This window comes from Oryzisolibacter sp. LB2S, assembly GCF_040732315.1.
GTDB lineage: Bacteria > Pseudomonadota > Gammaproteobacteria > Burkholderiales > Burkholderiaceae_C > Alicycliphilus > Alicycliphilus soli.
This window is the reverse complement of sequence record NZ_CP160388.1, coordinates 1,063,067-1,089,402: the sequence shown is the minus strand read 5'-3', so window position 1 is coordinate 1,089,402 and position 26,336 is coordinate 1,063,067. Positions and strand designations below refer to the sequence as shown.

Genomic DNA, 26,336 nt, shown 5'->3' with positions numbered 1-26,336 from the left:
TCGACGATCACCCTAATACCGTCAAGCGCGGACAGCTATTTTTTCAATAGCTTACCCGCATGCTGTCCGGGCCGCGGAGGCCGGTCATGAACCTCGCCGGCGAGCTCGCGCGCCTGCCGCGCGACACACGCGACACGCTGTTCCTGCTGGCCGTCATCGCCTGCTGCATCGGCCCGCTGGTGGCGCACCTCCCGCCCTGGGCCAGCGCCATGACGGCGCTGCTGCTGGCCTGGCGCGCCTGGCTGGCCTGGCGCGGACAGCCCCTGCCGGGGCGCTGGCTCACGGCGCTGCTGCTGGCCCTGGTCGTGCTGCTGACGCTGCTCTCGCACGGCACCATCATCGGGCGCGACGCGGGCGTGACGCTCATCGCCATGCTGCTGGCGCTCAAGACGCTGGAGCTGCGCGCGCGGCGCGACGCCATGGTGGTGTTCTTCCTGGGCTTCTTCACGCTGCTGAGCAACTTCTTCTTCTCGCAGGCGCTGCCCATCGCGGCCGTCATGCTCGTGGGGCTGCTGGGCCTGCTCACCGCCCTGGTCAACGCCCACATGCCCGTGGGCCGGCCACCGCTGGCCCTGGCCATGCGCCAGGCCGCGCGCATGATGCTGCTGGGCGCACCCATCATGGCGCTGCTGTTCCTGTTGTTTCCGCGCATGGCGCCGCTGTGGGGCATGCCGGCGGACAAAACCAGCGCGCGCACCGGCCTGTCCGCGCAGATGAGCGTGGGCAGCATGGCCTCCCTCGTGCAGGACGGCAGCGTCGCCATGCGCGTGCGCTTCGACACGCCCGACGGCGCGCCACCCGCGCCCCGGGATCTGTACTTTCGCGGCCCCGTGCTCACGGTCTTCAACGGGCGCGACTGGTGGGCCCTCTCGCAGCCCGAGGCGCGCGCCATCACCGCGGCCATGCCCACGCCCGCGCTGCTGCAGGTGCGGGGCCCGGCGCTGCACTACGAGGTCACGCTCGAGCCCCACCGCAGCCCCTGGCTGCTGACGCTGGACGCGGCCCTGCAGCGCCCCGAGCTGCCGCCGGGCCAGTCGGCCCTGATGTCCCCCGAGCTGCAGTGGAGCTCCAGCCGCCCCGTCAACAGCCTGCTGCGCTACCGCGCGAGCAGCCACCTTGACTTCTCCCACGGGCCGCTGCGGCGCACACGCGCGCTGCAGGCCTATGTGCAGCTGCCCGCGGGCCTAAACCCGCGCACCCAGGAGCTGGCGCGGCAGATGCAGGCCGACGAGCGCCTGAGCCGTGGCGGCGCCCAGGCCTATGTCGATGCCGCCCTGCAGCGCCTGGCGCGCGGCGGCTACGAATACACGCTCGAGCCCGGCCTGTACGGCGAGCACACGGCAGACGAGTTCTGGTTCACGCGCAAGCAGGGCTTCTGCGAGCACATCGCCTCGGCCTTCGTGGTGCTCATGCGTGCGCTGGACGTACCCGCGCGCATCGTCACGGGCTACCAGGGCGGGCAGCTCAACGCCATCGACGGCTACTGGACGGTGTACCAGAGCGACGCCCATGCCTGGGCCGAGGTCTGGATGGACGGGCGCGGCTGGGTGCGCGTGGACCCCACGGGCGCCGTGGCTCCGGGCCGCGTGGGTACGCTGCAGCGGCTGCAGGCGCCGCGCGGCATGTTCGGCACGGCCATGGACAGCGTGGTCAGCCCCACGCTGCTGCAGCACCTGCGCACCGTGTGGGAGGCCGTGAACAACGGCTGGAACCAATGGGTGCTCAACTACACGCAGGGGCGCCAGATGAACCTGCTCAAGGCCCTGGGCATGCGCTCGCCCAGCTGGCAGGACCTGGTGCGCCTGCTGGGCCTGGCGATTGGCATCACGGCCGCCGCGGGCGCGCTGTGGGCTCTGTGGGAGCGCAGCCGCCAGGACCCCTGGCAGCGCCTGCTCGAGCGCTGCCGCACGCGCCTGGCGCGCGCCGGCCTACCCCTGGCCGCCCATCTGCCCGCGCGCACCATGGCCCGCATGGCGCAAGGCCACTGGGGGGAGCCCGCCGAGGCCGTCGCCCAATGGCTTGTGCGCCTGGACCAGGCACGCTATGCCCCCCGGCCGGGCACCGCCCTGCCCGAGCTGCGGCGCGAGTTCGCCCGCCTGCCCTGGCCCACGGCACAATCGCGCAGCACGGAAACGCCATGACATCCCTGACCCGCAAGACCATAATTTTGATAGCTGCCAGCGCCCTGTCCATGGGCGCTGCGGCCAAAAATGACCATAAAAAACACGGCACCAAGGCGGCGCCCGCACCGCAATATGCCCAGCGCGCCGAGGCCATGCGGTTTGCCGACGACCTGGCCGAGCGCCGCGGCCTGGACCGCGAATGGGTGCGCCAGGCCATAGGCCAGGCGCGCCTGCTGCGCGAGGTGCCACGCCTGGTGCTGCCGCCCCCGAAGGGAAGCCCCAAGAATTGGGCCGCCTACCGGGCGCGCTTTGTCGAGCCCACGCGCATACGCGCGGGCCTGCGCTTCTGGCAGGAGCATGCCGACACCCTGGCGCGCGCCGAGACGCAGTACGGCGTGCCCGCCGAGATCATCGTCGGCATCATCGGCGTGGAGACGCTCTACGGCCGCCACATGGGCGGCTACCGCGTGATCGATGCACTCGCCACGCTGGCCTTCGACTTCCCCGACGCCCACCCGCGCGCGGCCGAGCGGCGCGCCTTCTTCCAGCGCGAGCTCGAGCAGTTCCTGACCCTCATGGACCGCACCGGCATGGACCCGCACAGCCCGCGCGGCAGCTACGCCGGCGCCATGGGCATGGGCCAGTTCATGCCATCGAGCTGGGCGCGCTGGGCGGTGGACTTCGACGGCGACGGCCGCATCGACCTGTGGCAAAGCGCCGAGGACGCGATCGGCTCGGTCGCCAACTACTTCGTCGGCCATGGCTGGACGGCGGGCATGCCCACGCATTACGCCGTGCAGTTCGACCCCGCCCATCTGCAGCTCGATGCACTGCTCGCGCCCGACATCCTGCCCACCTTCAGCAGCGCCCGCATGGCCGACATGGGCGTGCAGCTGCCGGCCGAGGCCGCGCAGCACACCGGCGCGCTGGCCCTGGTGGAGCTGCAGAACGGCGCGGACGCGCCGAGCTACGTGGCCGGCACCGAGAACTTCTACGCCGTCACGCGCTACAACTGGTCGAGCTACTACGCCATGGCCGTGATCGAGCTCGGCCGGGCGGTGGCGGCGGCGCGGCCCTGAGCGCCACCCAACGCGGCTCAGGGCCGCTGCATCTGGCAGGTCGTGGGCAGCTGCGCCTTGTCGGCCGCGATCTGGCGCACCACGCGAAAGCCGTAGCCCGAGCCTTCGACGTCGAACTTCACGCCCGGCGCGCCGAGCCGGTCCATCACGCCCACGACCAGGCCCTGCTGGAACTGGTGGTCCGCCGCGCGCATGCGGCCGGACTGGCCGTAGAGCGTGACATCGGCCTGCTCGAGCGCGCGCGCCACGGGCAGCGGGTCAACGCTGCGCGCCTGCTCCATGGCCTGGGTCAGGGCCTCGATCATGAGCTGCATGCGCATGTGCACATAGTCGTCCTGCGGCTGCGGAAAGCGCGCGCGAAACGCGCGGTAGAAATCCTCGCTGCCCTTGGTGGGCAGGTTGGGCAGCCAGTCGGCCACGGCCACCACCTTGCCCACGCCGGCCTGGCCCAGTGCCGCGGGCGCGCCCAGCGCGTTGCCGTAGAAGGTGTAGAACATGCCGTCGTAGCCCACCTCGCGCGCGGCCTTGACGAGCAGCGTGAGGTCGTTGCCCCAGTTGCCGGTGATCACCGCCTGCGCGCCGCTGGCCTTGATCTTCACGGCATAGGGCGCGAAGTCCTTGACGCGGCCCACGGGGTGCAGCTCGTCGCCGACGATGGCGACATCGGGGCGCTGGGCCGCCAGCTGGCGCCGCGCCTCGCGCAGCACGGCCTGGCCGAAGCTGTAGTCCTGGCCGATCAGATAGACGCTCTTGAGCGCCTTGTCCCCGCGCATCACGTCCATGAGCGCGGCCATGCGCATGTCGGCATGGGCGTCGAAGCGAAAGTGCCAGAAGTTGCAGCGCTCGTTGGTCAGCGCCGGGTCCACGGCCGAGTAGTTGAGGAACACCACGCGCTTGGCCGGCTCGCGCTGGTTGTGCTTGGCGATGGCCTCGACGAGCGCGGTGGCCGTGGCCGAGGAATTGCCCTGCATGACGAAGTGCACGCCGTCATCGATGGCCGCGCGCAGCGCCGACAGCGCCTCCTCGTTCGAGCCCTTGCTGTCGTAGCGCACGATCTCGAGCGGCCGGGCGCCGCCGGGCAGCTTCACGCCGCCGCGCGCATTCACGCGCTCGGTCGCCCAGAGCAGGTTGCGAAACACCGCCTCGCCGGTGTTGGCAAAGCTGCCCGACAGGCTCTCAATGAGCGCGAGCCTGATGGGCGGCGCAGCGGAAGCGGCGCGGCCATGGGCGCCCGTGCCCGCCATGGACAGCAGGGCCAGGGTGCAGGCGTGGACGGCCTGGCGACGGGAGATCGAAGACATGGACAAAGCAAACATGAATGGGTCGGGCGCTCAGCCCCTCACTGGGCCATGAGCTGCTCAATGCTCAGCGGCGGCGCGTCGTCGCGCTGCTCGGGCGTCTGGAGCGGGCCCGCGGCCTGCTGCTCGACAGGCTCCTGCTGCGGCAGGGGCTGGACGCTGGCGGCCGGCGCATGCACGGCCGCCGTGGACGCAGCCGCCGCCGGTGGCGCGGCCTGCGCGGGCGCAGGGTCGGCGGCCTGCGCGGGCGCCGGAGCCTTGGCCGCTGCGGCCTCCACCGGCAGCTGCACGCTGGTGCTGCCGGGCGGGGCCAGGCGCACATAGCGCTCGAAGAGCTGGAAGAAGCGCTCGTAGAACTTCGCGTCGGTGATGGTCTCGCTGCCGACCTTGACCAGGGTGTCGTCGGTGGCCGAGACGGGCAGCGACACCGAGCCCACGCCGCCCACGCCCAGCGAGGCGGAGTTGTTGACCTTCTTGATCACATAGCGGTCCTGCAGCGCGCTGGCGAAGGCCGCGGTGCGCGCGTCGCCCTGGCCCTCGGGGGCGCAGACCACGCGCATCTCGACCTCGTAGTGCACGTCGTGGTGCGGCTGGTAGTACTTGCGGCCCGCCACCATGTCGGCGGTGGCCTGGTTGACCACATAGCCCTGGCTGAGCAGCGCGCGGCGCGCGGCCTCGCAGGTCAGCGCCTGCGAGGCCAGCACATGGCGCGTGTGCATGCTGCTCGCGTCGAAGTCATTGGGGGTGAACTGCAGGCCGCGCTCCAGACCGGGCATGGCCTCGGGCAGGCGGGCGCAGCCCGCCAGCATGGCGCCGGCCCACAGGCCCAGGCCGGCATGGAGAAGAAAACGTTGCAATCGGGTCACGGAACAATCGGGCAATACGAGTTTGCGCAGCCCGCATTGTGCCGGCGCGCGCGGGGCGCGTGGCCGTCACCGGCCTCGAAACCACGGATCTCACGCAAGTTTGGCCCGCGGCGCGCAGCCCATCGCCCATCACAAGTCAAAGCGTACGCCCTGGGCCAGCGGCAGCGCGCCGCCATGGTTGATGGTGTTGGTTGCGCGGCGCATATAGCCCTTCCAGGCGTCCGAGCCCGACTCGCGCCCGCCGCCCGTGTCCTTCTCGCCGCCAAACGCCCCGCCGATCTCGGCGCCCGAGGTGCCGATGTTGACGTTGGCGATGCCGCAGTCGCTGCCCGCGGCGGACATGAAGCGCTCGGCCTCGACCAGGCCCTGCGTGAAGATGGCCGAGGACAGGCCCTGGGGCACGGCGTTGTGCAGCGCGATGGCCTCGTCCACGTCGCCCGCGTAGCGCAGCACATAGAGGATGGGCGCAAAGGTCTCCTGCGCCACCAGCGCGCTCTGGCGCGGCATCTGCACCAGGGCCGGGCGCACGTACCAGGCATCGGCCCCGAGGTCCTCGCGCACGCGCTCGCCGCCCAGCACCTGACCGCCCTCGGCGCGCGCCTGCGCGAGCGCGGCCTGCATGGCCTCGAAGGCCGCGCGGTCGATCAGCGGGCCGACCAGCGTGCCATCCTGCAGCGGGTCGCCGATCGTGATGCTCAGGTAGATCCGGGTGAGCCGCGCGAGCAGCGCGTCGGCCACCGAGGCGTGCACGATCAGGCGGCGCAGCGTGGTGCAGCGCTGGCCCGCCGTGCCCACGGCGGCGAAGGTGATGGCGCGCGCGGCCAGTTCCAGGTCGGCCGAGGGCGTGACGATCATGGCGTTGTTGCCCCCGAGCTCGAGGATGGCGCGGCCCAGGCGCTCGGCCACCCTGACGGCCACCTGCCGGCCCATGCGCGTGGAACCCGTGGCGCTGAGCACGGGCACGCGCGGGCTAGCCGCAAGCGCCTCGCCCAGCTCGCGCCCTCCCACGACGAGCTGGCTCAGACCCTCGGGCACGGTGCCCGGCCGCTCCTGGTTGAACTCGGCCATCACCTGGCGCAGCAGATGCTGGCAGGCCAGTGCCGACAGCGGCGTCTTTTCCGAGGGCTTCCAGACGATGGCGTCGCCGCAGACCAGGGCCAGCGCCGCGTTCCAGGACCAGACGGCCACGGGGAAGTTGAAGGCCGTGATGATGCCGACCACGCCCATGGGGTGCCAGGTTTCCATCATGCGGTGGCCGGGGCGTTCGCTCGCGATGGTCAGGCCATGGAGCTGGCGCGAGAGGCCGACGGCGAAGTCGCAGATGTCGATCATCTCCTGCACCTCGCCCTGGCCCTCGCTGAGGATCTTGCCAGCCTCCAGCGACACCAGCGCACCCAGCGCCGCCTTGTGCCGGCGCAGCCGCTCGCCCAGGCGGCGCACGAGTTCGCCGCGCACGGGTGGCGGCACCTCGCGCCAGGCGAGGAAGGCCTGGTGGGCCGCGTCGATGGCGGCCTGCGCCTGCTGCGCGCCCTGGACCGCCAGGCGCGCGAGCTGCACACCGTCGCGCGGCGCGCGCACGCTGAGGTCGCGGCCCTCATGGGGCCCGAGGTCGAGGCCCAATGCCTGCAGCACCTGCCGCAGGCTCGCATGGGAATCCGTCATGGCCGGCCTCCTTACAATGAAATCGGCCTCCAGCCCTTGTCAGACAAGCGCTGGCAGCTATCAATTCAGAGATGATCAGTAGTCATCGCCCGAGCCCATGGCCAGGTTCTCGAAGCGCGTCTGGTTCTTCTGGAAGAACAGTTTGACCGTACCCGTGGGGCCGTTGCGCTGCTTGCCGATGATGACCTCGGCGATGTTGGGCTCCTTGGAGTCCTTGTTGTAGTAGTCGTCGCGGTAGATGAACATGATGATGTCCGCGTCCTGCTCGATGGCGCCCGATTCGCGCAGGTCGCTCATCATGGGGCGCTTGTCGGTGCGCTGCTCCACCGAGCGGTTGAGCTGCGAGAGCGCGATCACCGGGCATTGCAGCTCCTTGGCCAGCATCTTCAGGCCGCGCGAGATCTCGCCGAGCTCGGTGGCGCGGTTGTCGGAGCTGCTCGAACCCGAGCCGCTCATGAGCTGCAGGTAGTCGACCACGATGAGCCCGAGCTTGCCGCACTGGCGCGCCAGACGCCGCGCGTTGGCGCGCAGCTCCGCGGGGGTGAGGCCCGGCGTCTCGTCGATGTGCAGGCTCACGGTGCGCAGGCGCTCTATGGCCTCGGTCAGGCGCGGCCATTCCTCGTCGGTGAGCTTGCCGGTGCGCAGATTGCCCTGGTTCACGCGGCCGATCGAGCCCACGATACGCACGGCCAGCTGGGCCGCGCCCATTTCCATCGAGAAGATGGCCACGGGCAGGCCCTCGTTGAGCGCCACATGCTCGGCGATGTTCACGGCGAACGAGGTCTTGCCCATGGAGGGGCGCGCCGCCAGCACCACGAGGTCGCCGGCCTGCAGGCCGCTCGTCATGCGGTCGAGGTCGACGAAGCCCGAGGGCACGCCGGTCACGTCCATGGGGTTGTCGGCCATCTCCTGCACGCGGTCGAGCAGGTCCACGACCAGGGTGTCGAGCGACTGAAAGCCCTGCTTCATGCGCGAGCCCTCTTCGCCGATGGCGAATATCTTCTGCTCGGCCTCGTCCAGGATGCGGTCCACCGCCTTGCCCTGGGGGTTGAAGGCGTTGGTGGCGATCTCGTCGCTGGCCGTCACGAGCTTGCGCAGGATGGCCCGCTCGCGCACGATCTCGGCGTAGCGGCGGATGTTGCTGGCGCTCGGCACATATTGCGCGAGGCTGTTCAGATAGGCCAGGCCGCCGGTCTCCTCGGCCTTGCCCATGCCCTGCAGGTGCTCGTGCACCGTGATCACGTCAGCCGGCTTGCTGGCGTTGATCAGCGCGCCGATGGCGGCGTAGATCTGCTGGTGCTCGTGGCGGTAGAAGTCGCCATCGACGAGCAGATCGCCCACGCGGTCCCAGGCCATGTTGTCCAGCAGCAGGCCGCCGAGCACGCTGGACTCGGCCTCGATGGAATGCGGCGGCACGCGCAGCTGGGCAACCTCGCGGTCGGGCGGCGCGGAGACAAGGCCTTCAAGGGGATCGGACAACACGGCGGACATGGGGCAATGGCTTGGGATGGAGGGCAGGCGTGAAATGCTAGCGGGCGCCGGCGGGCACGTCATTGCACAACCCTGTGGATAAGCAGTGCACTGGCGGTGGGCCGCGGGTGCACAAGGGCGCGGCGCAAAAAACAAAAGCCGCCCCAGGGGCGGCTCTTGTCGGCGGTGCCGGAACGCGGGGCGATCAGGCGGTTTCGCCGTAGACCGAGACGGTCACGTCGACGACCACATCGGTGTGCAGGGCCACGCTGATGGTGTTGTCGCCCACGGTCTTGATCAGACCGGGCATGCGGATCTGCGACTTCACCAGGTTGAAGCCCAGCTTGTTGATCTCTTCGCAGATGTCCTGGTTGGTCACGGAGCCGAACAGGCGGCCGTCCACGCCGGCCTTCTGGGTCAGCTTGACGCTGGTGCCGGCGAGCTTCTCGCCCTGTGCCTGGGCGGCGGCCAGCTTCTCGGCGGCAGCCTTTTCCAGCTCGGCGCGGCGGGCCTCGAACTCGGCCTTGGCGGCGGCGGTGGCGCGGCGGGCGCGGCCCGTGGGGATCAGGAAGTTGCGGGCGTAGCCGTCCTTGACCTTGACGATTTCGCCGAGGTTGCCGAGGTTCACGACCTTGTCGAGCAGAATGATTTGCATGGCTTCGGCTCCTTAGATCTTGTGCTGATCGGTGTAGGGCAACAGGGCCAGGAAGCGGGCGCGCTTGATGGCGGTGTTGAGCTGGCGCTGATAGATGGCGCGCGTGCCGGTCAGGCGGGCCGGGATGATCTTGCCGTTTTCGGCGATGAAGTCACGCAGGGTGTCGACATCCTTGTAGTCGATTTCCTCGACGCCGGCGACGGTGAAGCGGCAGAAGCGCTTGCGCTTGAACAGCAGCGACTGGGTGTTGCGCTTGGGGCGCTTGTCCTTGTTGAATTTCTTGAACGTGGCCATGTGTAGCCTCTTGAAAATTAATCTTGTTGACGGATGTCCTGGATGTGGAACACCAGACCCTTGCCGCCGCGCCCCTGGGCCACAAAGCCCTGGAACAGCCAGCGGCTTCCCAGTGCCTGTCGGGCCAGCCGCTCGGCCAGCGCGCCAAAGGCAAGCGCCTTGACGCTGGCCCTGACGATGCGCACCACACCTGCCTCGCTCTGCTGCGACTCGTGCTCGAGCCGCAGATCCAGCGCCGGCAGGCCGGCGGGCGTGTAGCGCAGGGGCTGTGCCTCGGCGATACAGGCCGTCAGGGTCCAATGGTTGTTCACACCTCCTGGCGAACAGGTGGAGCTATCAGCGCTCGGCGGCGGCTTCGGCCTGGCTGGCCTTGCGTGCCTCTTCGCGCTCGACGGTCTTCATCATCGAAGATGCGCCGGTCTCGGCCTTCTTCTTCTGCACCGTCAGGTGGCGCAGCACGGCGTCGTTGAACTTGAAGGCGTGCTCGAGCTCGGCCATCACGGCCTGGTCGGCCTCGATGTTCAGGCACAGGTAATGGGCCTTGGCCAGCTTGTTGATGAGGTAGGCCAGCTGGCGGCGACCCCAGTCTTCCACGCGGTGCACCTGACCACCGCCGGCGGTGATCATGCCCTTGTAGCGCTCCAGCATGGCTGGAACCTGCTCGCTCTGATCCGGGTGGATCAACAAAATGATTTCGTAGTGACGCATGCAAACTCCTTTTGGATGGCACCACCCGCAGCGTCGCGTAGCGGTGTGGCAAGGCAAAGCCGGGCATTATAACTACGGGAGCGCCGCCTGTACACTGCAGCCCCGGCACCCAGGCAGCGACGGACGAGCCCGCAGGCACCCATCCAGCCCCGGACGCTTGAAGTCCGGCGCGCCGCCCCTATCTGGGGCGCATCACACATCGATCACCCCTATCACGCAACCGCAGTCGACATGTCCGATAACGCAAATTCCGCACCCGCACCCGAAGAGATCGAAGCCGCCATGGCGGCCAATGCCGCCGACGAGCTGGCGCGCCTGCAGGCCGAGCTGGCCGAGCTCAAGGCCAAGAGCGCCGAACTGGCCGACCAGTTCCTGCGCGCCAAGGCCGAGGCCGAGAACACCCGCCGCCGCGCCGAGGAGGAGGTCTCCAAGGCCCGCAAGTTCGGCATCGAGAGCTTTGCGGAAAGCCTGCTGCCCGTGTGCGACAGCCTGGACGCGGCCCTGGCCATCGAAAGCGCCACGGCCGAGCAGCTGCGCGAGGGCTCGGACGCCACGCTGCGCCAGCTGGTCGGCGCACTCGAGCGCAACAAGGTGGTGGTGGTCAACCCCGCCGCCGGCACCAAATTCGATCCGCACCAGCACCAGGCCATCAGCATGGTGCCCGCCGACCAGGAGGCGAACACGGTGGTCAGCGTGCTGCAAAAGGGTTACCTGATCGCAGACCGCGTGCTGCGCCCGGCCCTGGTCACGGTGGCGGCACCAAAATAAGCGCCCGCCCTTGAAAACGGCGCCAGTCATTCACAGTTAAGACACATCCAAACATTTCAGCATTCGGAGAAAAACATGGGAAAAATCATCGGTATCGACCTGGGCACAACCAACAGCTGCGTGTCCATCATGGAAGGCAACACCACGCGCGTGATCGAGAACAGCGAGGGCGCACGCACCACGCCGTCCATCATTGCCTACCAGGATGACGGCGAGATCCTCGTCGGCGCCTCGGCCAAGCGCCAGGCCGTGACCAACCCCAAGAACACCATCTACGCCGCCAAGCGTCTGATCGGCCGCAAGTTCGAGGAAAAGGAAGTGCAGAAGGACATCGACCTGATGCCCTTCAACATCGTCAAGGCCGACAACGGCGACGCCTGGGTCGAGGTGCGCGGCCAGAAGCTGGCCCCGCCGCAGATCAGCGCCGAGGTGCTGCGCAAGATGAAGAAGACCGCCGAGGACTACCTGGGCGAGCCCGTGACCGAGGCCGTCATCACCGTCCCCGCCTACTTCAACGACAGCCAGCGCCAGGCCACCAAGGACGCGGGCCGCATCGCGGGCCTGGACGTCAAGCGCATCATCAACGAGCCCACGGCAGCCGCCCTGGCCTTCGGCCTGGACAAGCAGGACAAGGGCGACCGCAAGATCGCCGTCTATGACCTGGGCGGCGGCACGTTCGACGTGTCCATCATCGAGATCGCCGACGTCGATGGCGAGAAGCAGTTCGAGGTGCTGGCCACCAACGGCGACACCTTCCTGGGCGGCGAGGACTTCGACCAGCGCATCATCGACTACATCATCACCGAGTTCAAGAAGGAGCAAGGCGTCGATCTGTCCAAGGACGTGCTGGCCCTGCAGCGCCTGAAGGAAGCAGCCGAGAAGGCCAAGATCGAGCTCTCCAACTCGTCGCAGACCGACATCAACCTGCCCTACATCACGGCCGACGCCACGGGTCCCAAGCACCTGAACATCAAGCTCTCGCGCGCCAAGCTCGAGTCCCTGGTGGACGACCTGATCGAGCGCACCATCGCGCCCTGCCGCACGGCCATCAAGGATGCCGGCATCAGCGTGTCCGACATCAACGACGTGATCCTCGTCGGCGGCATGACGCGCATGCCCAAGGTGCAGGACAAGGTCAAGGAATTCTTCGGCAAGGATCCGCGCAAGGACGTGAACCCCGACGAGGCCGTGGCCGTGGGCGCGGCCATCCAGGGCCAGGTGCTCTCGGGCGACCGCAAGGACGTGCTGCTGCTGGACGTCACCCCCCTGTCCCTGGGCATCGAGACCCTGGGCGGCGTGATGACCAAGATGATCAGCAAGAACACCACGATCCCGACGAAGTTCGCGCAGACCTTCTCCACGGCCGAGGACAACCAGCCGGCCGTGACGATCAAGGTGTTCCAGGGCGAGCGCGAGATCGCCAGCGCCAACAAGCTGCTGGGCGAGTTCAACCTCGAAGGCATTCCGCCGGCCAGCCGCGGCACGCCGCAGATCGAGGTGACGTTCGACATCGACGCCAACGGCATCCTGCATGTGAGCGCCAAGGACAAGGGCACGGGCAAGGAAAACAAGATCACCATCAAGGCCAACTCGGGTCTGTCCGAGGAGGAAATCCAGAAGATGGTCAAGGACGCCGAGCTCAATGCCGCCGAGGACCACAAGAAGCTCGAACTCGTGCAGGCCCGCAACCAGGGCGAAGCCGCCGTGCACAGCACGCACAAGGCCCTGGTCGAGCATGGCGACAAGCTCGACGCCGGCGAGAAGGAGAAGATCGAGGCCGCGATCAAGGACCTTGAGGCCGCCCTCAAGGGTGAGGACAAGGCAGCCATCGACGAGAAGACCGTGGCCCTGATGACCGCGAGCCAGAAGCTCGGCGAGAAGATGTACGCCGACGCCCAGGCGGCCCAGGGTGCGGGTGCCGACGCCGCCGCGCAGGCCGCGGCCGGCGGCGCAGCCGGTGGCGCCGCACAGGACGACAACGTGGTGGACGCCGAGGTGAAGGAAGTCAAGAAGGGCTGATGCAGCCGCCACGCCGATGCCACCGCCGCGCCGCGCCCCGTGACCGGGGACGGCGCGGCGCAATCACTTCAACGGCCTGACAGACCACCATGTCCAAACGAGACTTTTACGAGGTCCTGGGTGTTCCCAAGAACGCCTCGGACGACGAGATCAAGAAGGCGTACCGCAAGCTCGCCATGAAGTACCACCCTGACCGCAATCAGGGGGATGCCGCCAAACCCGCCGAGGAAAAGTTCAAGGAGGTCAAGGAGGCCTACGAGATCCTGTCCGACGCACAGAAGCGCGCGGCCTACGACCAGTACGGCCACGCGGGCGTGGACCCGAACATGCGCGGCGGCATGGGCGGGGCCGAGGGCTTCGGCGGCTTTGCCGAGGCCTTTGGCGACATCTTCGGCGACATGTTCGGCGGCGGACGTGGCGGGCGCGCAGGCCGTCAGGTCTATCGCGGCAACGACCTGTCCTACGCCATGGACATCACGCTCGAGGAAGCTGCCCACGGCAAGGACGCGCAGATCCGCATCCCGAGCTGGGAAGGCTGCGACACCTGCCATGGCAGCGGCGCCAAGCCCGGCACCAGCGCCAAGACCTGCGGCACCTGCGGCGGCAGCGGCGCGGTGCAGATGCGCCAGGGCTTCTTCAGCGTGCAGCAGACCTGCCCGCATTGCCGCGGCAGCGGCAAGATCATTCCCGAGCCCTGCACGAGCTGCCACGGCCAGGGCAAGATCAAGCGCCAGAAGACGCTGGAGGTGAAGATCCCCGCGGGCATCGACGACGGCATGCGCATCCGCTCCACCGGCAACGGCGAACCCGGCACCAACGGCGGCCCGCCCGGCGACCTGTACATCGAGATCCGCATCAAGAAGCACGACATCTTCGAGCGCGATGGTGACGACCTGCACTGCCAGGTGCCCGTGAGCTTCAGCACCGCGGCGCTGGGCGGCGAGATCGAGGTGCCCACGTTGAACGGCAAGGCCGCCATCGACATCCCCGAGGGCACGCAGGCCGGCAAGCAGTTCCGCCTGCGCGGCAAGGGCATCAAGGGCGTGCGCGCGAGCTACCCCGGCGATCTCTATTGCCACATCGTGGTCGAGACCCCCGTCAAGCTCACCGAGCACCAGCGCAAGCTGCTCAAGGAGCTCGACGAGTCACTCAAGAAGGGCGGCGCCAAGCATTCGCCCTCGACCGAGAGCTGGACCGACAGGCTCAAGAGCTTCTTCAGCTGACGCCCCGCCCGGAGTCCAAGGAACGGCACGCCCCGCGTGCCGTTTTTTTTTGGCTCACACCCAGGCGCATTCGCAGGTGAAGTGGCGCAGGAACCTGGGCTGCTTGGTGATCCTCACGCCGCGAATGCCCGCGGCCTTTTGCCGGACCTCGGCAATCACCTCGGCCGCGTAGTCGAAGTGGCTCTGCGTGTACATGCGGCGCGGGAAGGCCAGGCGCACCAGTTCCATGCTGTGATAGGTCTCCGTGCCATCGTCAAGGCGCTTGCCGAACATCACCGAGCCTATCTCCACGCCGCGAATGCCGCCCTCCAGGTAGAGCGCATTGCACAGCGCCCAGGCCGGGTAATGCTGCACGGGCATGTCGGGCAGGACGGTGCGCGCGTCAATATAGACGGCGTGTCCCCCGGTAGGCTTGACGAAGCCCACGCCCGCAGCCTCGAGCTTTTCGCCCAGGTATTCGGCCGTGCGCAGGCGGTAGCGCAGGTAGTCCTCGTCGAGCCCCTCCTGCAGCCCCACGGCCAGCGCCTCCAGGTCGCGCCCGGCCATGCCGCCGTAGGTGGGGAAGCCCTCCATCATGATCAGGTCGTTGCGCACCTCATCGAGCCATTCGTCGCTCCTGAGCACGATGAAGCCGCCGATGTTGACCATGCCGTCCTTCTTGGCGCTCATGGTCGCGCCGTCGGCGTAGGAGAACATCTCGCGCGCGATGTCGCGCACGCTGGTGTGCTCGTAGCCCGGCTCGCGCATCTTGATGAACATGGCGTTCTCGGCAAAGCGGCACACGTCCATGATGAAGGGCTTGCCGTGCTTCCTGAGCAGCTGCGCATAGGCGCGGATGTTGGCCATGGACACGGGCTGGCCGCCGCCCGTGTTGTTGGTCACCGTGAGCATGCCGAACGGGATGCGCGCGCCCTCTTTTTGGAGCAGCGCCTCGGCGCGCTCGAGGTCGATATTGCCCTTGAAGGGGTGGATGGTGGCCGGCTGCAGGCCCTCGGCGATGACGAGGTCGACGGCCTCCACGCCCAGGTATTCGAGGTTGCCGCGCGTGGTGTCGAAGTGGCAGTTGTTGGGCACCAGGTCGCCCTTCTTGCACACGGCGGTGAACAGCACCTTCTCGGCCGCGCGGCCCTGGTGCGTGGGCACGAAATGCGGCATGCCGGTGATGTCCTGTATCACCTTCTCGAGGCGGTAGTAGCTGCGCGCGCCGGCATAGCTCTCGTCGCCCTCCATGATGGCGGCCCATTGGTGCGCGGACATGGCGCCCGTGCCGGAATCGGTGAGCCAGTCGATGAGCACATCCTCGGCGCGCAGCTTGAAGACGTTGAGTTTGGCCTCTTCGAGCAGGCGCTCGCGCTCGGCGCGCGTGGTCATGCGTATGGGCTCGATGCTCTTGATGCGAAACGGCTCAATCAGGGTCTTGGGCATGGTCTGTACCTTGGCTGTCAGTGGTGATGCATGCGCGAAGGTAGCGCCGCGTGCAAGACCGTGGTGTCGGTCATTTCCAACAGAGCGGCGATTTTTCGCGCGGCCCGCGCGCCCCACCGTCCCGGAAACGCCACCGACGCATTCCCGATGCTTTTCCTCGGAAAACCCGCCTCTCTTGACAAAAATCAGGCTGTGGTCTTTGGCATCGCCCTAAGGTGTGCGGCCTGCGGAGCAACGACCCGCACGAACCGCACCGGAACCCGCCGTGAACGCATCAGTCAGTCCCCCACAAGCCATTCCCATCACAACGACGGCCAGCACCACCGCCCCCGAACTCGTCTGCCCCGCGGGCAGCCTGCCGGCGCTGAAGAACGCCATCGACGGCGGCGCCGACTGCGTCTACCTGGGCCTGCGCGATGCGACCAACGCGCGCAACTTCGCCGGGCTGAACTTCGACGAGGCCGCGATCCAGTCGGGCATTGCCTACGCCCATGGCCGCGGCCGCAAGGTGCTGCTCGCGCTCAACACCTATCCGCAGGCGAGCAACCCCGCGCCCTGGCGCGCCGCCGTGGACCGCGCCGCCGCCTGGGGCATAGACGCCATCATCCTGGCCGACCCCGGGCTCATGCGCTACGCCTGCGACAAATACCCGGACCTGCGCCTGCACCTGTCGGTGCAGGGCTCGGCCACGAACCACGACGCCATCAACCTCTACCACCATCAGTTCAACATCCAGCGCGCCGTGCTGCCGCGCGTGCTCTCGCTGGAGCAGGTCAAGCAGGTCGTGCAGCGCACGCCCGTGGAGATCGAGGTCTTCGGCTTTGGCAGCCTCTGCGTGATGGTCGAGGGCCGCTGCGCGCTCTCCTCCTACGCCACGGGCGAATCGCCCAACACCCATGGCGTGTGCTCGCCGGCCAAGTTCGTGCGCTGGAAGGAAACGCCGAGCGGGGTGGAGTCGCGCCTGAACGGCGTGCTCATCGACAAATACGGATCGGGCGAGAACGCCGGCTACCCCACGCTGTGCAAGGGTCGCTTCGACGTGGGCGAGGAGAGCAACTACTACGCGCTCGAGGAGCCCACGAGCCTGAACACCCTGGAGCTGCTGCCGCAGCTCGTGAAGATGGGCGTGCGCGCCTTCAAGATCGAGGGCCGCCAACGCAGTCCCGCCTATGTGGCGCAGGTCACCAAGGTGTGGCGCGAGGCCATAGACCACTGCATGGCGCAGGGCCACCTCTACGCGCCCAAGACCGCCTGGATGGCCAGCCTGGACCAGGTCGCAGAGGGTCAACAACACACGCTCGGCGCCTACCACCGCCCCTGGAAATGACGACCATCCCCCTGAGCCGCTGCGCGGCTTCCCCCTTCTCTCACGCTGCGCGTGGGAAGGGGGACGACGCCAGCGCGGCGGGGCGGCCCTTGCGCGGCGTCCGCTGGCCTGGGTCGCGCCCCATCGAAACAATGTGGGCGGCGCATGCCACCACGAACAACCGACAACCATGATGAAACTAGCCCTGGGCCCGCTGCAGTACTACTGGCACCGCGACACCGTCTTTGACTTCTACCAGGCCGTGGCCGAGATGCCGGTGGACATCGTCTACCTCGGCGAGGCCGTGTGCTCGCGCCGCCACGAGCTGCGCAGAAGCGACTGGCTGGACATCGCACGCATGCTCAAGGACGCGGGCAAGCAGGCCGTGATGTCCACCATGGTGCTGCTCGAATCGACGAGCGACGTGGCCGACATGCACAAGATCGTGCGCGACGAGGAGTTCCTCGTCGAGGCGGGCGACATGGGCGCGGTGCACAACGTCGCGGGCAAGCGCGGCTTTGTCGCCGGGCCTCAGCTCAACATCTTCAACCCGGACACCCTGACCTGGATGGCCGGCCTGGGCGCGACGCGCTGGGTCATGCCGCTGGAGATGAAGCAGACCGACCTGACCGCCATCCTGCGGCACAGGCCCGCGGGGCTGGAGACCGAGGTCTTCGCCTATGGCCGCATGCCGCTGGCGTTCTCGGCGCGCTGCTTCACCGCGCGTCACTTCAACCTGCCCAAGGATGACTGCGGCTTTCGCTGCATCGAGCATCCCGACGGACTGGTGCTGCAGACACGCGAGAAGGAGGCCTTCCTGGTCATCAACGGCATACAGACCCAGTCGGCGAGGGTGCACAACCTGATCCAGGACGTGCCGCAGCTGCGCGCCCTGGGCGTGGACGTGCTGCGCCTGTCGCCGCAGTCGCGGCACATGGACAGAATCGTCGCCGCCTTCGACGCCGCGCGCCGCAGCGCGCACCCTGACCCGGAGGCCCTGCGCGCCATGCGCGCCTTCATGCCCGAGGCCTCGTGCAATGGCTACTGGCATGGCAGGCCGGGCCTTGATCTGATCGAGCCGGCCACCGCCTGAACCCCCTGGAGACGCACCACATGACCGCGACCCCACCCGCCCCCTTCACCCTGCCGCGCCCCGTGGGCGCCCTGCTCGCGCGCCTGCCGGCCTACCCCGGCTCCATGTTGCTGGTGACGGCCATCAACCTTGCCCTCGCCAAACAGTTGCCGCAGGACGTCAAGGACATGCTCCGCGCCAAGCGCCTGGCGATCCGCGTGCGCGACGCGCGCCTGGGCTTCGACTTCTCGTGGAACGGCCAGCGCTTCGTGCCCTGCAGTCCCCAGGCCGACACCGACCTGACCATCAGCGCCAATGCGCAGGACTTTCTGCTGCTGGCCCAGCGCCGCCAGGACCCGGACACGCTGTTCTTCAACCGCCGCCTGGTCATGGAGGGCGACACCGAGCTCGGCCTGGTAGTCAAGAACGCGCTCGACGCGCTGGAGCTGCCCGTGCTCGACCCGGCGCACTGGAGCCCGCGCGCCGTGCTCGAGCGCCGTGCCCCGCAGCTGCTGCGCCGCCTGCCGCCCCTGCCCGGTCTTCCGAGGACCCGGCCATGAACGACGACCCCTGCAACGATGACCCGGACCGGCTGCCGCTGGTCTATTCCTGCTCCGGCTGCTCCAGCGCCGCGCAGCTGGCCAACCATGTGGCCGTGCAGATGGACAGGAGCGGCATGGCCGAGATGTCCTGCATCGCCGGCGTCGGCGGCGACGTTCCCAAACTCGTCAAACTGGCCAAGAGCGGACGGCCCATCATCGCGCTCGACGGCTGCCCGCTTGAATGCGTCAGCAACAGCCTGGCGCGCCACGCCGTAGCGCCCACCCGCCACTACCAGTTGCACAAATACGGCGTGAAGAAGCGCAACCACCAGGACTTCGACCCCGCCCAGGCGGCCGAGGTGCTGGGCCACATCCGGGCCGATCTTGCGGCCCATCCCTTGCACGGGGGCGAGGCATGAACCAGGGCCGCAAACGCATCATCGTCGGCATCTCGGGCGCCAGCGGCGCGGTCTACGGCGCACGCCTGCTGCAGGCGCTGCGCGAGATCGGCGGCGTGGAGTCGCACCTCGTCGTCTCCAACGCCGGCTGGCTGAATCTGCGCCACGAGCTCGACATGGAGCGCGCCGAGGTGGAGGCCCTGGCCGACCAGGTGCACGAGCTTCAGGACGTGGGCGCGAGCATCGCCAGCGGCTCGTTTGCCGCGCACGGCATGGTGGTCGCGCCCTGCTCCATGCGCACGCTCGCGGCCATTGCCCATGGCCTGGCGGACAACCTGCTCACGCGCGCGGCCGACGTGGTGCTCAAGGAGCGGCGCCGCCTGGTGCTGATGGTGCGCGAATCGCCCCTGCACCTGGTCCACCTGCGCAACATGGCCACCGTGACCGAGCTCGGCGGCGTCTGCTGCCCGCCCATGCCCGCCTTCTACCTGCGCCCGACGACGATTGGCGAGATCGTGGACCACAGCGTGGCGCGCGCCCTCGACCTGCTGGGTCTGGAGCATGAGCTCGCGCCGCGCTGGCAGGGGCTGCCCAAGGACTCTTGATTTGATAGCTGCCCGCGCTTGAGGACCAAGCGCTGGAGCCCGATTTGGCTTAAGAATGCATTACCGCGACCTGCGTAACTTCATGGCCCAGCTCGAGGCCGCAGGCGAGCTGCGCCGCATTGCCGCCCCTGTCTCGCCGCATCTGGAGATGACGGCCCTTGCCGACCGCGTGCTGCGCGCGGGCGGCCCGGCCCTGCTGTTTGAAAACCCCACGGGCCACCGCATGCCGGTGCTGGCCAACCTGTTCGGCACACCCGGCCGCGTGGCGCGCGCGCTGGGCGTGGCGGGTTTGCCCGAAATCCGCGCCTTTGGCGAGGTGCTGGCCCAGCTCAAGGAGCCCGAGCCGCCGCGCGGCATGAAGGACCTCTGGGGCCGGCGCGATCTGCTCAAGACCCTGTGGAGCATGGCGCCCGCGGTCGTGCGCCGCCCGCCCTGCCAGCAGATCGTGTGGGAGGGCGCGGAGGTCGATCTGGCCAAGCTCCCCATCCAGCATTGCTGGCCCGGCGACGTGGCGCCGCTCGTCACCTGGGGCCTGACCATCACGCGCGGGCCGAACAAACCGCGGCAAAACCTCGGCATCTACCGCCAGCAGGTCATCGGCAAGAACCAGCTCATCATGCGCTGGCTCTCGCACCGCGGCGGGGCGCTCGATTTTGCCGAGCATTGCCGCAAAAACCCCGGCCAGCCCTACCCCGTGGCCGTGGCCATTGGCGCGGACCCGGCGACCATCCTGGGCGCGGTCACCCCCGTGCCCGACGCTTTGTCCGAATACCAGTTCGCGGGCCTGCTGCGCGGTGCGCGCACCGAGGTAGCCGACGCACTCGGCGTGCCGCTCTCGGTACCGGCCCAGGCCGAGATCGTGCTCGAGGGCCATATCCATCCCGACCCCGGCCACAAAAGCGGCTGGCAGCACGCGCTCGAAGGGCCGTATGGCGACCACACGGGCTACTACAACGAATGCGCCGAGTTCCCGGTGTTCACCGTCGAACGCATCACCCAGCGCGAGGACGCGCTCTACCACAGCACCTACACCGGCAAGCCGCCCGACGAGCCCGCCATGCTGGGCCTGGCATTGAACGAGCTGTTCGTGCCGCTGCTGCAGCGCGCCTTCCCGGAGATCATCGACTTCTACCTGCCACCCGAGGCCTGCAGCTATCGCATGGCCGTGGTGCGCATCAGAAAGGCCTACGCCGGCCACGCGCGGCGCGTGATGATGGGCGTGTGGAGCCATCTGCGGCAGTTTCTCTACACCAAGTTCGTCGTCGTCGTCGACGAGGACATCGACGTGCGCGATTGGAAGGAAGTCGTCTGGGCCATGACCACGCGCATGGATCCGGTGCGCGACACCATGCTCATCGAGAACACCCCCATCGACTACCTCGACTTTGCTTCCCCCGTGACGGGCCTCGGGGGCAAGATGGGCCTGGACGCGACCAACAAATGGCCCGGCGAGACGCAGCGCGAATGGGGCCGGCCCATGGCCATGGACGCCGAGGTGCAAGCGCGCATGGACGCGCTGGCCGACGATTTAGGCCTGTAGAGCGCGCGCAAGAAAGGAGCCCCGCATGACCACCCCCACCCCCTGGAACCCGCAGGACGCCGAGGTACAGCGCGACCAGCGCGCCGCCTACGACGCCCTGCGCGAGCGCTGCCCGCTCGCGCACAGCCAGGCGCACCAGACGTCGGTGCTGCGCCACGCCGAGGTCATGCAGGTGCTGCTTGACCACGCCACGTTCAGCAGCGCCGTATCGGCCCACCCGGCCGTGCCCAATGGCTACGACCAGCCGCAGCACACGGCCTACCGCCGCGCGCTCGACCCGTTTTTTGCGCCCGAGCGCATGGCGCGCTTTGAGCCCGTGTGCCGCGCGCTCTGCGCCGCCACCGTGCAGGAGGCGCTGGCCCTGGGCGGCGCGCTGGAGGTCATGCAGGAATTCGCCCTGCCCTTTGCCGTGCGCGTGCAGTCGGCCTTTCTAGGCTGGCCCACGCTCTTGCAGGACGAGCTGCTGCAATGGCTGCGCCGCAGCCAGCAGGCCACGCGCTCGGGTGAGCGCGCACAGACCGCCGCCGTGGCGCAGGAGTTCGAAGACCTGGTCGCGCGCGTGTGCCAGGCCCGGCGCGGCGCCCCGCCCACGCAGGACGTGAGCTGCGAGCTCATGCACACCCAGGTCGATGGCCGGCCGCTCGATCTGCGCGAGCTCGCCAGCGTGCTGCGCAACTGGACCGTGGGCGAGGTCGGCACGATTGCCGCCTCCATAGGCATATTGCTGCACTGGCTCGCCAGCCACCCCGACTGGCAGCAGCGCCTGCGCGGCGAGCCCGCGCTGCTGGCGCTCGCCATTGACGAGATCCTGCGCATCGACGGCCCGCTGGTCGCCAACCGCCGCATCACGACGCGCGCCACCGAGCTGGGCGGCTGCCCGCTGCCAGCGGGCGAGCGCATCTCCATCAACTGGATCGCCGCCAACCGCGACCCGCGCGTGTTCGGCGACGCGGACGCCTTCCGCATCGACCGTGACCCCGAGCTGAACCTGCTCTACGGCGCCGGCATCCATGTCTGCCCGGGCGCGCCGCTGGCGCGGCTGGAATTGCGCATCCTGATGGAAGAGGTGCTGGCGCGCACCACGCGCATCACGCTCGACACGAGCCACGCCCCCACGCGCGCCGTGGCGCCCGACGCGGGCTGGGCCACGCTGCGCCTGACCCTCGCCTGACCCAAGGCACTCAAGACCGAGGGCCGCGCCCCGTCCGTATGCAGGCCATGGCCATGGCCATGAGGGCGTCGAGAAATTCTGCGGACTGCACCTGCTCGGGCATGTCCTGCACGGCGTTGTGAATGACCTCGCGCATCCCCTTGCCCAGCAGATAGGCGGCCAGCTGCGGGTGCTCGGTCTGCACCTGCGCCTCATGCATTTGCAGCAGCACCAGCCAGGTGGTGTTGATGAATTCCTGCGCGTTGGCCTGGGGTGCATGCCACAGCCCCAGGTGCAGGGCGCTGCGGTAGCGCGCATGAAACGCGCGGCTGAGCCGGTGCAGTTGCAGCTCCACGCGAATCATGTTGGCAAAGACCTGGCGCAGGATGGCATCGAGCGGCAGATCCCGCATCTGCTCGCGCATGCGGTGGAGCTGCTCCGACTCCTGGTCCAGGACGCGCTCGAAGACCGCGGCAATCATGGACTCCTTGTTCGGAAAGTACTGGTAGATCGACCCCACGGTGGCGCCCGACACCTCGGCGATCCGGTTCACCGTCAGGGCCTCCTCGCCCTCCTTGTCGAGGATGCGCTGGCAGGCCTCGGCAATGGCATCCACCAGCGCCCGCGAACGCGCCTGCACCGGCAGCTTGCGCGGTTGCGGCAGCTGGTTCTTGGGCAGCGGGGGCGGTGTGGGTTTCATGAAATGCAAGCGCCGCGCAGAACGCGCCACGCGACAAAGATTTTATCTTTCATATCAATGGCTTACACACATTCTTAACACGGATCAATGCGAGTGGATCAAGCGTTCTGCGACATCTAGACTTTGTCCCCAGGTGGTCCGGCAAGCGGGCCCACCGCCCGGGCCGGCGCCATGGCACAGACCATGTCACGGCCGCGCACAAGTCACAAGATCAAGGAGCAAACACCATGTCCCCACCGATTTCCGTTCGCGCCCTGGGGCCGCGCATAGGCGCCGAGGCGCTCGCGCTGGACCTCTCGGGCATGCTGTCCGCCCAGACCCTTGAGGCGCTCGAGGCCGCGCTGGTCCAGCACGAGGTGCTGGTGCTGCATGTGCCCGAGCTCTCGCCCGACCAGCACCTGGCCATTGCCCGCCATTTTGGCGAGCCCGAGGTCCACACCTTCTACCCCAACCTGGGCGCGGGCCATGAGCAGATCACCGTGATCGACTCCAAGCTCGGCGACCGCGCCGACATGTGGCACCACGACGAGAGCTTTCTGCCCAGCCCGCCCATCGTCACCATGACGCAGGCACGCATCCTGCCGCCCCTGGGAGGCGACACCTGCTGGATCAGCATGACCAGCGCCTATGACGCGCTGTCCGCGCGCATGAAGCAATACCTCGACGGCCTGTCCGCCTGGCACGACATGAACGCCCCGATGACGGCAGCGCTGCAGCATGGCGTGGTGACGCATGAGCGCTATGTGGAGGTGGTGGCGCAGAACCGGCGCCATCTGCACCCCCTGGTGCGCGTGCACCCCGTCACCGGTCGCCGGGCGCTGTACCTCAGCCCCACCTATGTCACGCACATCGACGGCCTGGCGCCCGCCGAGAGCCGGGCCATTCTGGACTACCTGTTCGGCCACTGCATGCAGGTGGAATACCTGTTCAAGCACCGCTGGACGGTGGGCGACATGGTGGTCTGGGACAACCGCAGCGTCATACACAACGCCATCCTGGACTACGCCCCGCACCAGCGCCGCATGCATCGCGCATCGGTGTTTGCGCGCCAACGCACGAACAGCGCCAGCACACACCCGGAGGAAGCCGCATGCGCCACGACGATCTGAACCACGAGCTGCTCGCCCGCTACGCCCCGCGGCCCGGGCGCAGGCCGCTTCTGCCCGAGCTCAGCGAGCGCCAGAAGCTCGCGCTGCTGTGCCGCGTGCTCTCGCGCGAGGGCTACAACGACCATATCGCCGGCCACATCACGCTGCGCCTCGATGATGGCAGCTATCTCGCCAACCCCTGGGAGCTGACCTGGGGCGAGCTCACGGCCTCGGACATTCTGCGGCTCGACGAGCGCGGCGGCGTGATCGAGGGCGACTGGAACATCACGCCCGCCATCGGCCTGCACCTGGACGTGCACAGGCTGCGCCACGATGTGCGCGTGGTGATCCACAACCATCCCGAGTGGAGCTCGGTCTGGTCTGCCACGGGCCGCGTGCCGCCGGTGTATGACCAGACCTCGGCCCTGGTGGACACCGACCCCGTGGTGTACGACGAGTACCGCGGCACCGTCGAGCAGCGCGACCTGGGCCAGGCGGCGGCCAGCGCCCTGGGGCAGCACAAATGGGCGCTGCTGGCCAACCATGGCGCCCTGGTGGTGGGCGCGAGCATCCGCCAGGCCCATCTGCGCGCCATCACGCTCGAATGGCGCTGCCGCCTGGCCTGGCGCGTGCAGGCGCTGGGCGGCGGCCATGCGCTGGGGCCCGAGGTGGTGCAGGCCACGGGCGCGCGCACCGACCAGAACGGCTTTCCCTTCCTGTGGGAGGCCATGTGCCGCGAGGAGATCCGCCGCGACCCCACGGTACTGGAGTAGGCGGCCGGATGCCACCGGCCCCTATGCGGCCTATAGTGCGCCGATGGCATCCGTACAGATCACCTTCCTCGGCGGGGCCGGCACGGTCACCGGCTCCAAGTACCTGGTGCGCCATGGCGGCCAGGCCCTGCTCGTCGATTGCGGGCTGTTCCAGGGCTACAAGCTCCTGCGCCAGCGCAACTGGCGCGCGCTGCCCGTGGCGCCGCAGGACATCGACGCGGCGCTGCTCACCCATGCGCATCTGGATCATTCGGGCTATCTGCCGCTGCTGGCGCGCGAAGGCTTTGCCGGGCCGGTGTTCTGCACCGGCGGCACGCGCGACCTGTGCGCCATCCTGCTGCCCGACAGCGGCCACCTGCAGGAGGAAGAGGCCGCCTACCTCAACCGCCACCAGCTGAGCAAGCACCAGCCCGCGCTGCCGCTGTACACGCGGCTCGATGCGCAGCACAGCCTGGAGCTGCTCCAGGTGCGGCCCATGCGCGAGGCCTTCGAGCCCCTGCCCGGCTGGCGCGCCACCTTCTCGCGCGCGGGCCACATCCTGGGCGCGGCCAGCGTGCTGCTGGAGGTGGGCGGGCGGCGCATCCTGTTCTCGGGCGACCTGGGCCGGCCCGACGATCTGCTGATGTGCGCGCCCGACGCCCCGCCCGCGGCCGATGCGGTGCTCATCGAGTCCACCTATGGCGACCGCAGCCACCCGCCGGGCAACATCGTCGACGAGCTGGGCCCGCCACTGGCGCGCCTGGCCGCGCGCGGCGGCGTGGCCGTGGTGCCGGTGTTTGCCGTGGGGCGCGCGCAGACGGTGCTGCACGCCATCGCCAGTCTCAAGCAGCGCGGCGAGCTGCCGGCGCGCCTGCCGGTCTACCTGGACAGCCCCATGGCCGTGAGCGCCACCGAGCTGTTCGAGCGCCATGTGGGCGAGCATTGCCTGAGCCATGCCGACCTGCGCGCCATGGCGCGCGGCACCACGCTCGTGCACAGCGTGGACGAGTCCAAGGCCCTGGCGCGCCTGCACGGGCCGCGCGTGATCCTGTCGGCCAGCGGCATGGCCACGGGCGGGCGCGTGCTGCACCACCTGCTGCTGCACGCGGGCGACCACCGCAACATGATCGTGCTCACCGGCCACCAGGCCGGCGGCACGCGCGGCGCGCGCATCGCCAATGGCGAGAAAACCATGCGCATCCTGGGCCGCGAGGTGGAGATACGCGCCGAGGTCGTGCAGCTGGCCACGGCATCGGCCCATGCCGACGGCGACCAGCTGCTCGACTGGCTGCGCGCCATGCCCGCGCCACCGCAACGCGTGTACGTGGTGCATGGCGAGCTGCCCGCGGCCGACATGCTGCGCCAGCGCATAGAGCACCGGCTGCACTGGGACGCCGAGGTACCCGAGCATGGCGACACCGTGACAATTTGAATGAAATAGGGCTCCAGCGCCCGTCCATAAAGCGCTGACAGCTCTCTTTTTTGAGGTTACGCCATTCCGATGGCCCGCATGATGGCATGCAAGCCATCGTGGTTAACGATGGCATGGACCGGCTTTCAAGGGGACAATATAGGCAAAACTTCTCCAAACGA

General features: G+C 68.6%; 25 protein-coding genes. 15 read left to right on the top strand and 10 right to left on the bottom strand.

Annotation, left to right across the window (positions count from 1 at the left end):
- Positions 1–86: 86 nt before the first annotated feature.
- Positions 87–2,141 (top strand): DUF3488 and transglutaminase-like domain-containing protein, encoded by a 2,055-nt coding sequence (locus ABUE11_RS05165; protein ID WP_367067976.1) that lies wholly within the window; start codon positions 87–89, stop codon positions 2,139–2,141.
- The gene (mltB, locus tag ABUE11_RS05160; RefSeq protein ID WP_367067975.1) at positions 2,138–3,202 is read left to right on the top strand and encodes a lytic murein transglycosylase B; all 1,065 of its coding nucleotides are present in this window, start codon (positions 2,138–2,140) and stop codon (positions 3,200–3,202) included. The genes ABUE11_RS05165 and mltB overlap by 4 nt, the downstream gene beginning before the upstream one ends.
- A 17-nt stretch (positions 3,203–3,219) precedes the next feature.
- Here the strand turns inward: mltB and ABUE11_RS05155 are convergent, their stop codons facing one another.
- From ABUE11_RS05155 to rpsF, 8 genes are all read right to left on the bottom strand, one after another.
- Entirely contained in the window at positions 3,220–4,503 is a 1,284-nt protein-coding gene (locus ABUE11_RS05155; RefSeq protein WP_367067974.1) for a branched-chain amino acid ABC transporter substrate-binding protein, read from the bottom strand.
- A 38-nt stretch (positions 4,504–4,541) separates the two neighbouring features.
- Positions 4,542–5,309, bottom strand: a complete 768-nt coding sequence (locus ABUE11_RS05150; protein ID WP_367068749.1) for a DUF2242 domain-containing protein — start codon at positions 5,307–5,309, stop codon at positions 4,542–4,544.
- 186 nt (positions 5,310–5,495) lie between these two features.
- Positions 5,496–7,028 carry an aldehyde dehydrogenase family protein gene (locus tag ABUE11_RS05145; RefSeq protein ID WP_367067973.1) on the bottom strand — a complete coding sequence of 511 codons (1,533 nt, stop codon included), beginning with the start codon at positions 7,026–7,028 and terminating at the stop codon, positions 5,496–5,498.
- Positions 7,029–7,103: 75 nt separating this feature from the next.
- On the bottom strand, positions 7,104–8,519 hold the full coding sequence (gene dnaB / locus ABUE11_RS05140; protein WP_367067972.1) for a replicative DNA helicase: 1,416 nt from the start codon (positions 8,517–8,519) through the stop codon (positions 7,104–7,106).
- A 184-nt stretch (positions 8,520–8,703) separates the two neighbouring features.
- Positions 8,704–9,153 carry a 50S ribosomal protein L9 gene (gene rplI / locus ABUE11_RS05135; RefSeq protein WP_367067971.1) on the bottom strand — a complete coding sequence of 150 codons (450 nt, stop codon included), beginning with the start codon at positions 9,151–9,153 and terminating at the stop codon, positions 8,704–8,706.
- 12 nt (positions 9,154–9,165) lie between these two features.
- A complete protein-coding gene (rpsR, locus tag ABUE11_RS05130) occupies positions 9,166–9,447 on the bottom strand; it encodes a 30S ribosomal protein S18 (RefSeq protein ID WP_042411225.1) in 282 nt (93 codons plus the stop codon).
- Positions 9,448–9,464: 17 nt separating this feature from the next.
- Entirely contained in the window at positions 9,465–9,758 is a 294-nt protein-coding gene (priB, locus tag ABUE11_RS05125; RefSeq protein WP_367067970.1) for a primosomal replication protein N, read from the bottom strand.
- Between the two features lie 25 nt (positions 9,759–9,783).
- Complete coding sequence (gene rpsF, locus ABUE11_RS05120; RefSeq protein ID WP_367067969.1) at positions 9,784–10,155, bottom strand: 30S ribosomal protein S6; 372 nt, start codon at positions 10,153–10,155, stop codon at positions 9,784–9,786.
- A gap of 231 nt (positions 10,156–10,386) precedes the next feature.
- On the opposite strand from rpsF, the gene grpE reads away from it, so the two are divergent.
- The 3 genes from grpE (at position 10,387) to dnaJ (ending at position 14,165) form a co-directional block, all read left to right on the top strand.
- Positions 10,387–10,923, top strand: a complete 537-nt coding sequence (gene grpE, locus ABUE11_RS05115; protein ID WP_367067968.1) for a nucleotide exchange factor GrpE — start codon at positions 10,387–10,389, stop codon at positions 10,921–10,923.
- Between the two features lie 75 nt (positions 10,924–10,998).
- Positions 10,999–12,942, top strand: a complete 1,944-nt coding sequence (gene dnaK / locus ABUE11_RS05110; RefSeq protein ID WP_367067967.1) for a molecular chaperone DnaK — start codon at positions 10,999–11,001, stop codon at positions 12,940–12,942.
- Between the two features lie 89 nt (positions 12,943–13,031).
- The gene (gene dnaJ, locus ABUE11_RS05105) at positions 13,032–14,165 is read left to right on the top strand and encodes a molecular chaperone DnaJ (protein ID WP_367067966.1); all 1,134 of its coding nucleotides are present in this window, start codon (positions 13,032–13,034) and stop codon (positions 14,163–14,165) included.
- 54 nt (positions 14,166–14,219) lie between these two features.
- Here the strand turns inward: dnaJ and ABUE11_RS05100 are convergent, their stop codons facing one another.
- On the bottom strand, positions 14,220–15,590 hold the full coding sequence (locus ABUE11_RS05100) for a tryptophanase (protein WP_367067965.1): 1,371 nt from the start codon (positions 15,588–15,590) through the stop codon (positions 14,220–14,222).
- A 301-nt stretch (positions 15,591–15,891) separates the two neighbouring features.
- Between ABUE11_RS05100 and ABUE11_RS05095 the strand changes: the two genes are divergently transcribed.
- From ABUE11_RS05095 to ABUE11_RS05065, 7 genes are all read left to right on the top strand, one after another.
- The gene (locus tag ABUE11_RS05095) at positions 15,892–16,917 is read left to right on the top strand and encodes a peptidase U32 family protein (RefSeq protein WP_367068748.1); all 1,026 of its coding nucleotides are present in this window, start codon (positions 15,892–15,894) and stop codon (positions 16,915–16,917) included.
- Between the two features lie 172 nt (positions 16,918–17,089).
- The gene (locus ABUE11_RS05090) at positions 17,090–17,989 is read left to right on the top strand and encodes a U32 family peptidase (protein WP_367068747.1); all 900 of its coding nucleotides are present in this window, start codon (positions 17,090–17,092) and stop codon (positions 17,987–17,989) included.
- A 20-nt stretch (positions 17,990–18,009) separates the two neighbouring features.
- On the top strand, positions 18,010–18,528 hold the full coding sequence (locus ABUE11_RS05085; RefSeq protein ID WP_367067964.1) for an SCP2 sterol-binding domain-containing protein: 519 nt from the start codon (positions 18,010–18,012) through the stop codon (positions 18,526–18,528).
- Positions 18,525–18,929 carry a putative zinc-binding protein gene (locus ABUE11_RS05080; RefSeq protein WP_367067963.1) on the top strand — a complete coding sequence of 135 codons (405 nt, stop codon included), beginning with the start codon at positions 18,525–18,527 and terminating at the stop codon, positions 18,927–18,929. Before ABUE11_RS05085 ends, ABUE11_RS05080 begins: the two co-directional genes overlap by 4 nt.
- Positions 18,926–19,513, top strand: coding sequence for a UbiX family flavin prenyltransferase (locus ABUE11_RS05075; RefSeq protein WP_367067962.1), 588 nt, complete (start codon positions 18,926–18,928; stop codon positions 19,511–19,513). The genes ABUE11_RS05080 and ABUE11_RS05075 overlap by 4 nt, the downstream gene beginning before the upstream one ends.
- Before the next feature lie 55 nt (positions 19,514–19,568).
- Positions 19,569–21,053 carry a 4-hydroxy-3-polyprenylbenzoate decarboxylase gene (ubiD, locus tag ABUE11_RS05070; RefSeq protein ID WP_367067961.1) on the top strand — a complete coding sequence of 495 codons (1,485 nt, stop codon included), beginning with the start codon at positions 19,569–19,571 and terminating at the stop codon, positions 21,051–21,053.
- Between the two features lie 25 nt (positions 21,054–21,078).
- Entirely contained in the window at positions 21,079–22,224 is a 1,146-nt protein-coding gene (locus ABUE11_RS05065; RefSeq protein ID WP_367067960.1) for a cytochrome P450, read from the top strand.
- A 10-nt stretch (positions 22,225–22,234) separates the two neighbouring features.
- Here ABUE11_RS05065 and ABUE11_RS05060 read toward each other — a convergent pair whose 3' ends face one another.
- Positions 22,235–22,903 carry a TetR/AcrR family transcriptional regulator gene (locus ABUE11_RS05060; protein ID WP_367067959.1) on the bottom strand — a complete coding sequence of 223 codons (669 nt, stop codon included), beginning with the start codon at positions 22,901–22,903 and terminating at the stop codon, positions 22,235–22,237.
- 227 nt (positions 22,904–23,130) lie between these two features.
- Between ABUE11_RS05060 and ABUE11_RS05055 the strand changes: the two genes are divergently transcribed.
- The 3 genes from ABUE11_RS05055 to ABUE11_RS05045 are packed head-to-tail and all read left to right on the top strand — an operon-like array spanning position 23,131 to position 26,175.
- Complete coding sequence (locus ABUE11_RS05055) at positions 23,131–24,012, top strand: TauD/TfdA family dioxygenase (RefSeq protein WP_367067958.1); 882 nt, start codon at positions 23,131–23,133, stop codon at positions 24,010–24,012.
- A complete protein-coding gene (locus ABUE11_RS05050; RefSeq protein ID WP_367067957.1) occupies positions 23,994–24,764 on the top strand; it encodes a class II aldolase/adducin family protein in 771 nt (256 codons plus the stop codon). The genes ABUE11_RS05055 and ABUE11_RS05050 overlap by 19 nt, the downstream gene beginning before the upstream one ends.
- A 43-nt stretch (positions 24,765–24,807) precedes the next feature.
- Complete coding sequence (locus ABUE11_RS05045; protein ID WP_367067956.1) at positions 24,808–26,175, top strand: MBL fold metallo-hydrolase; 1,368 nt, start codon at positions 24,808–24,810, stop codon at positions 26,173–26,175.
- The last annotated feature ends 161 nt before the right edge of the window (positions 26,176–26,336 follow it).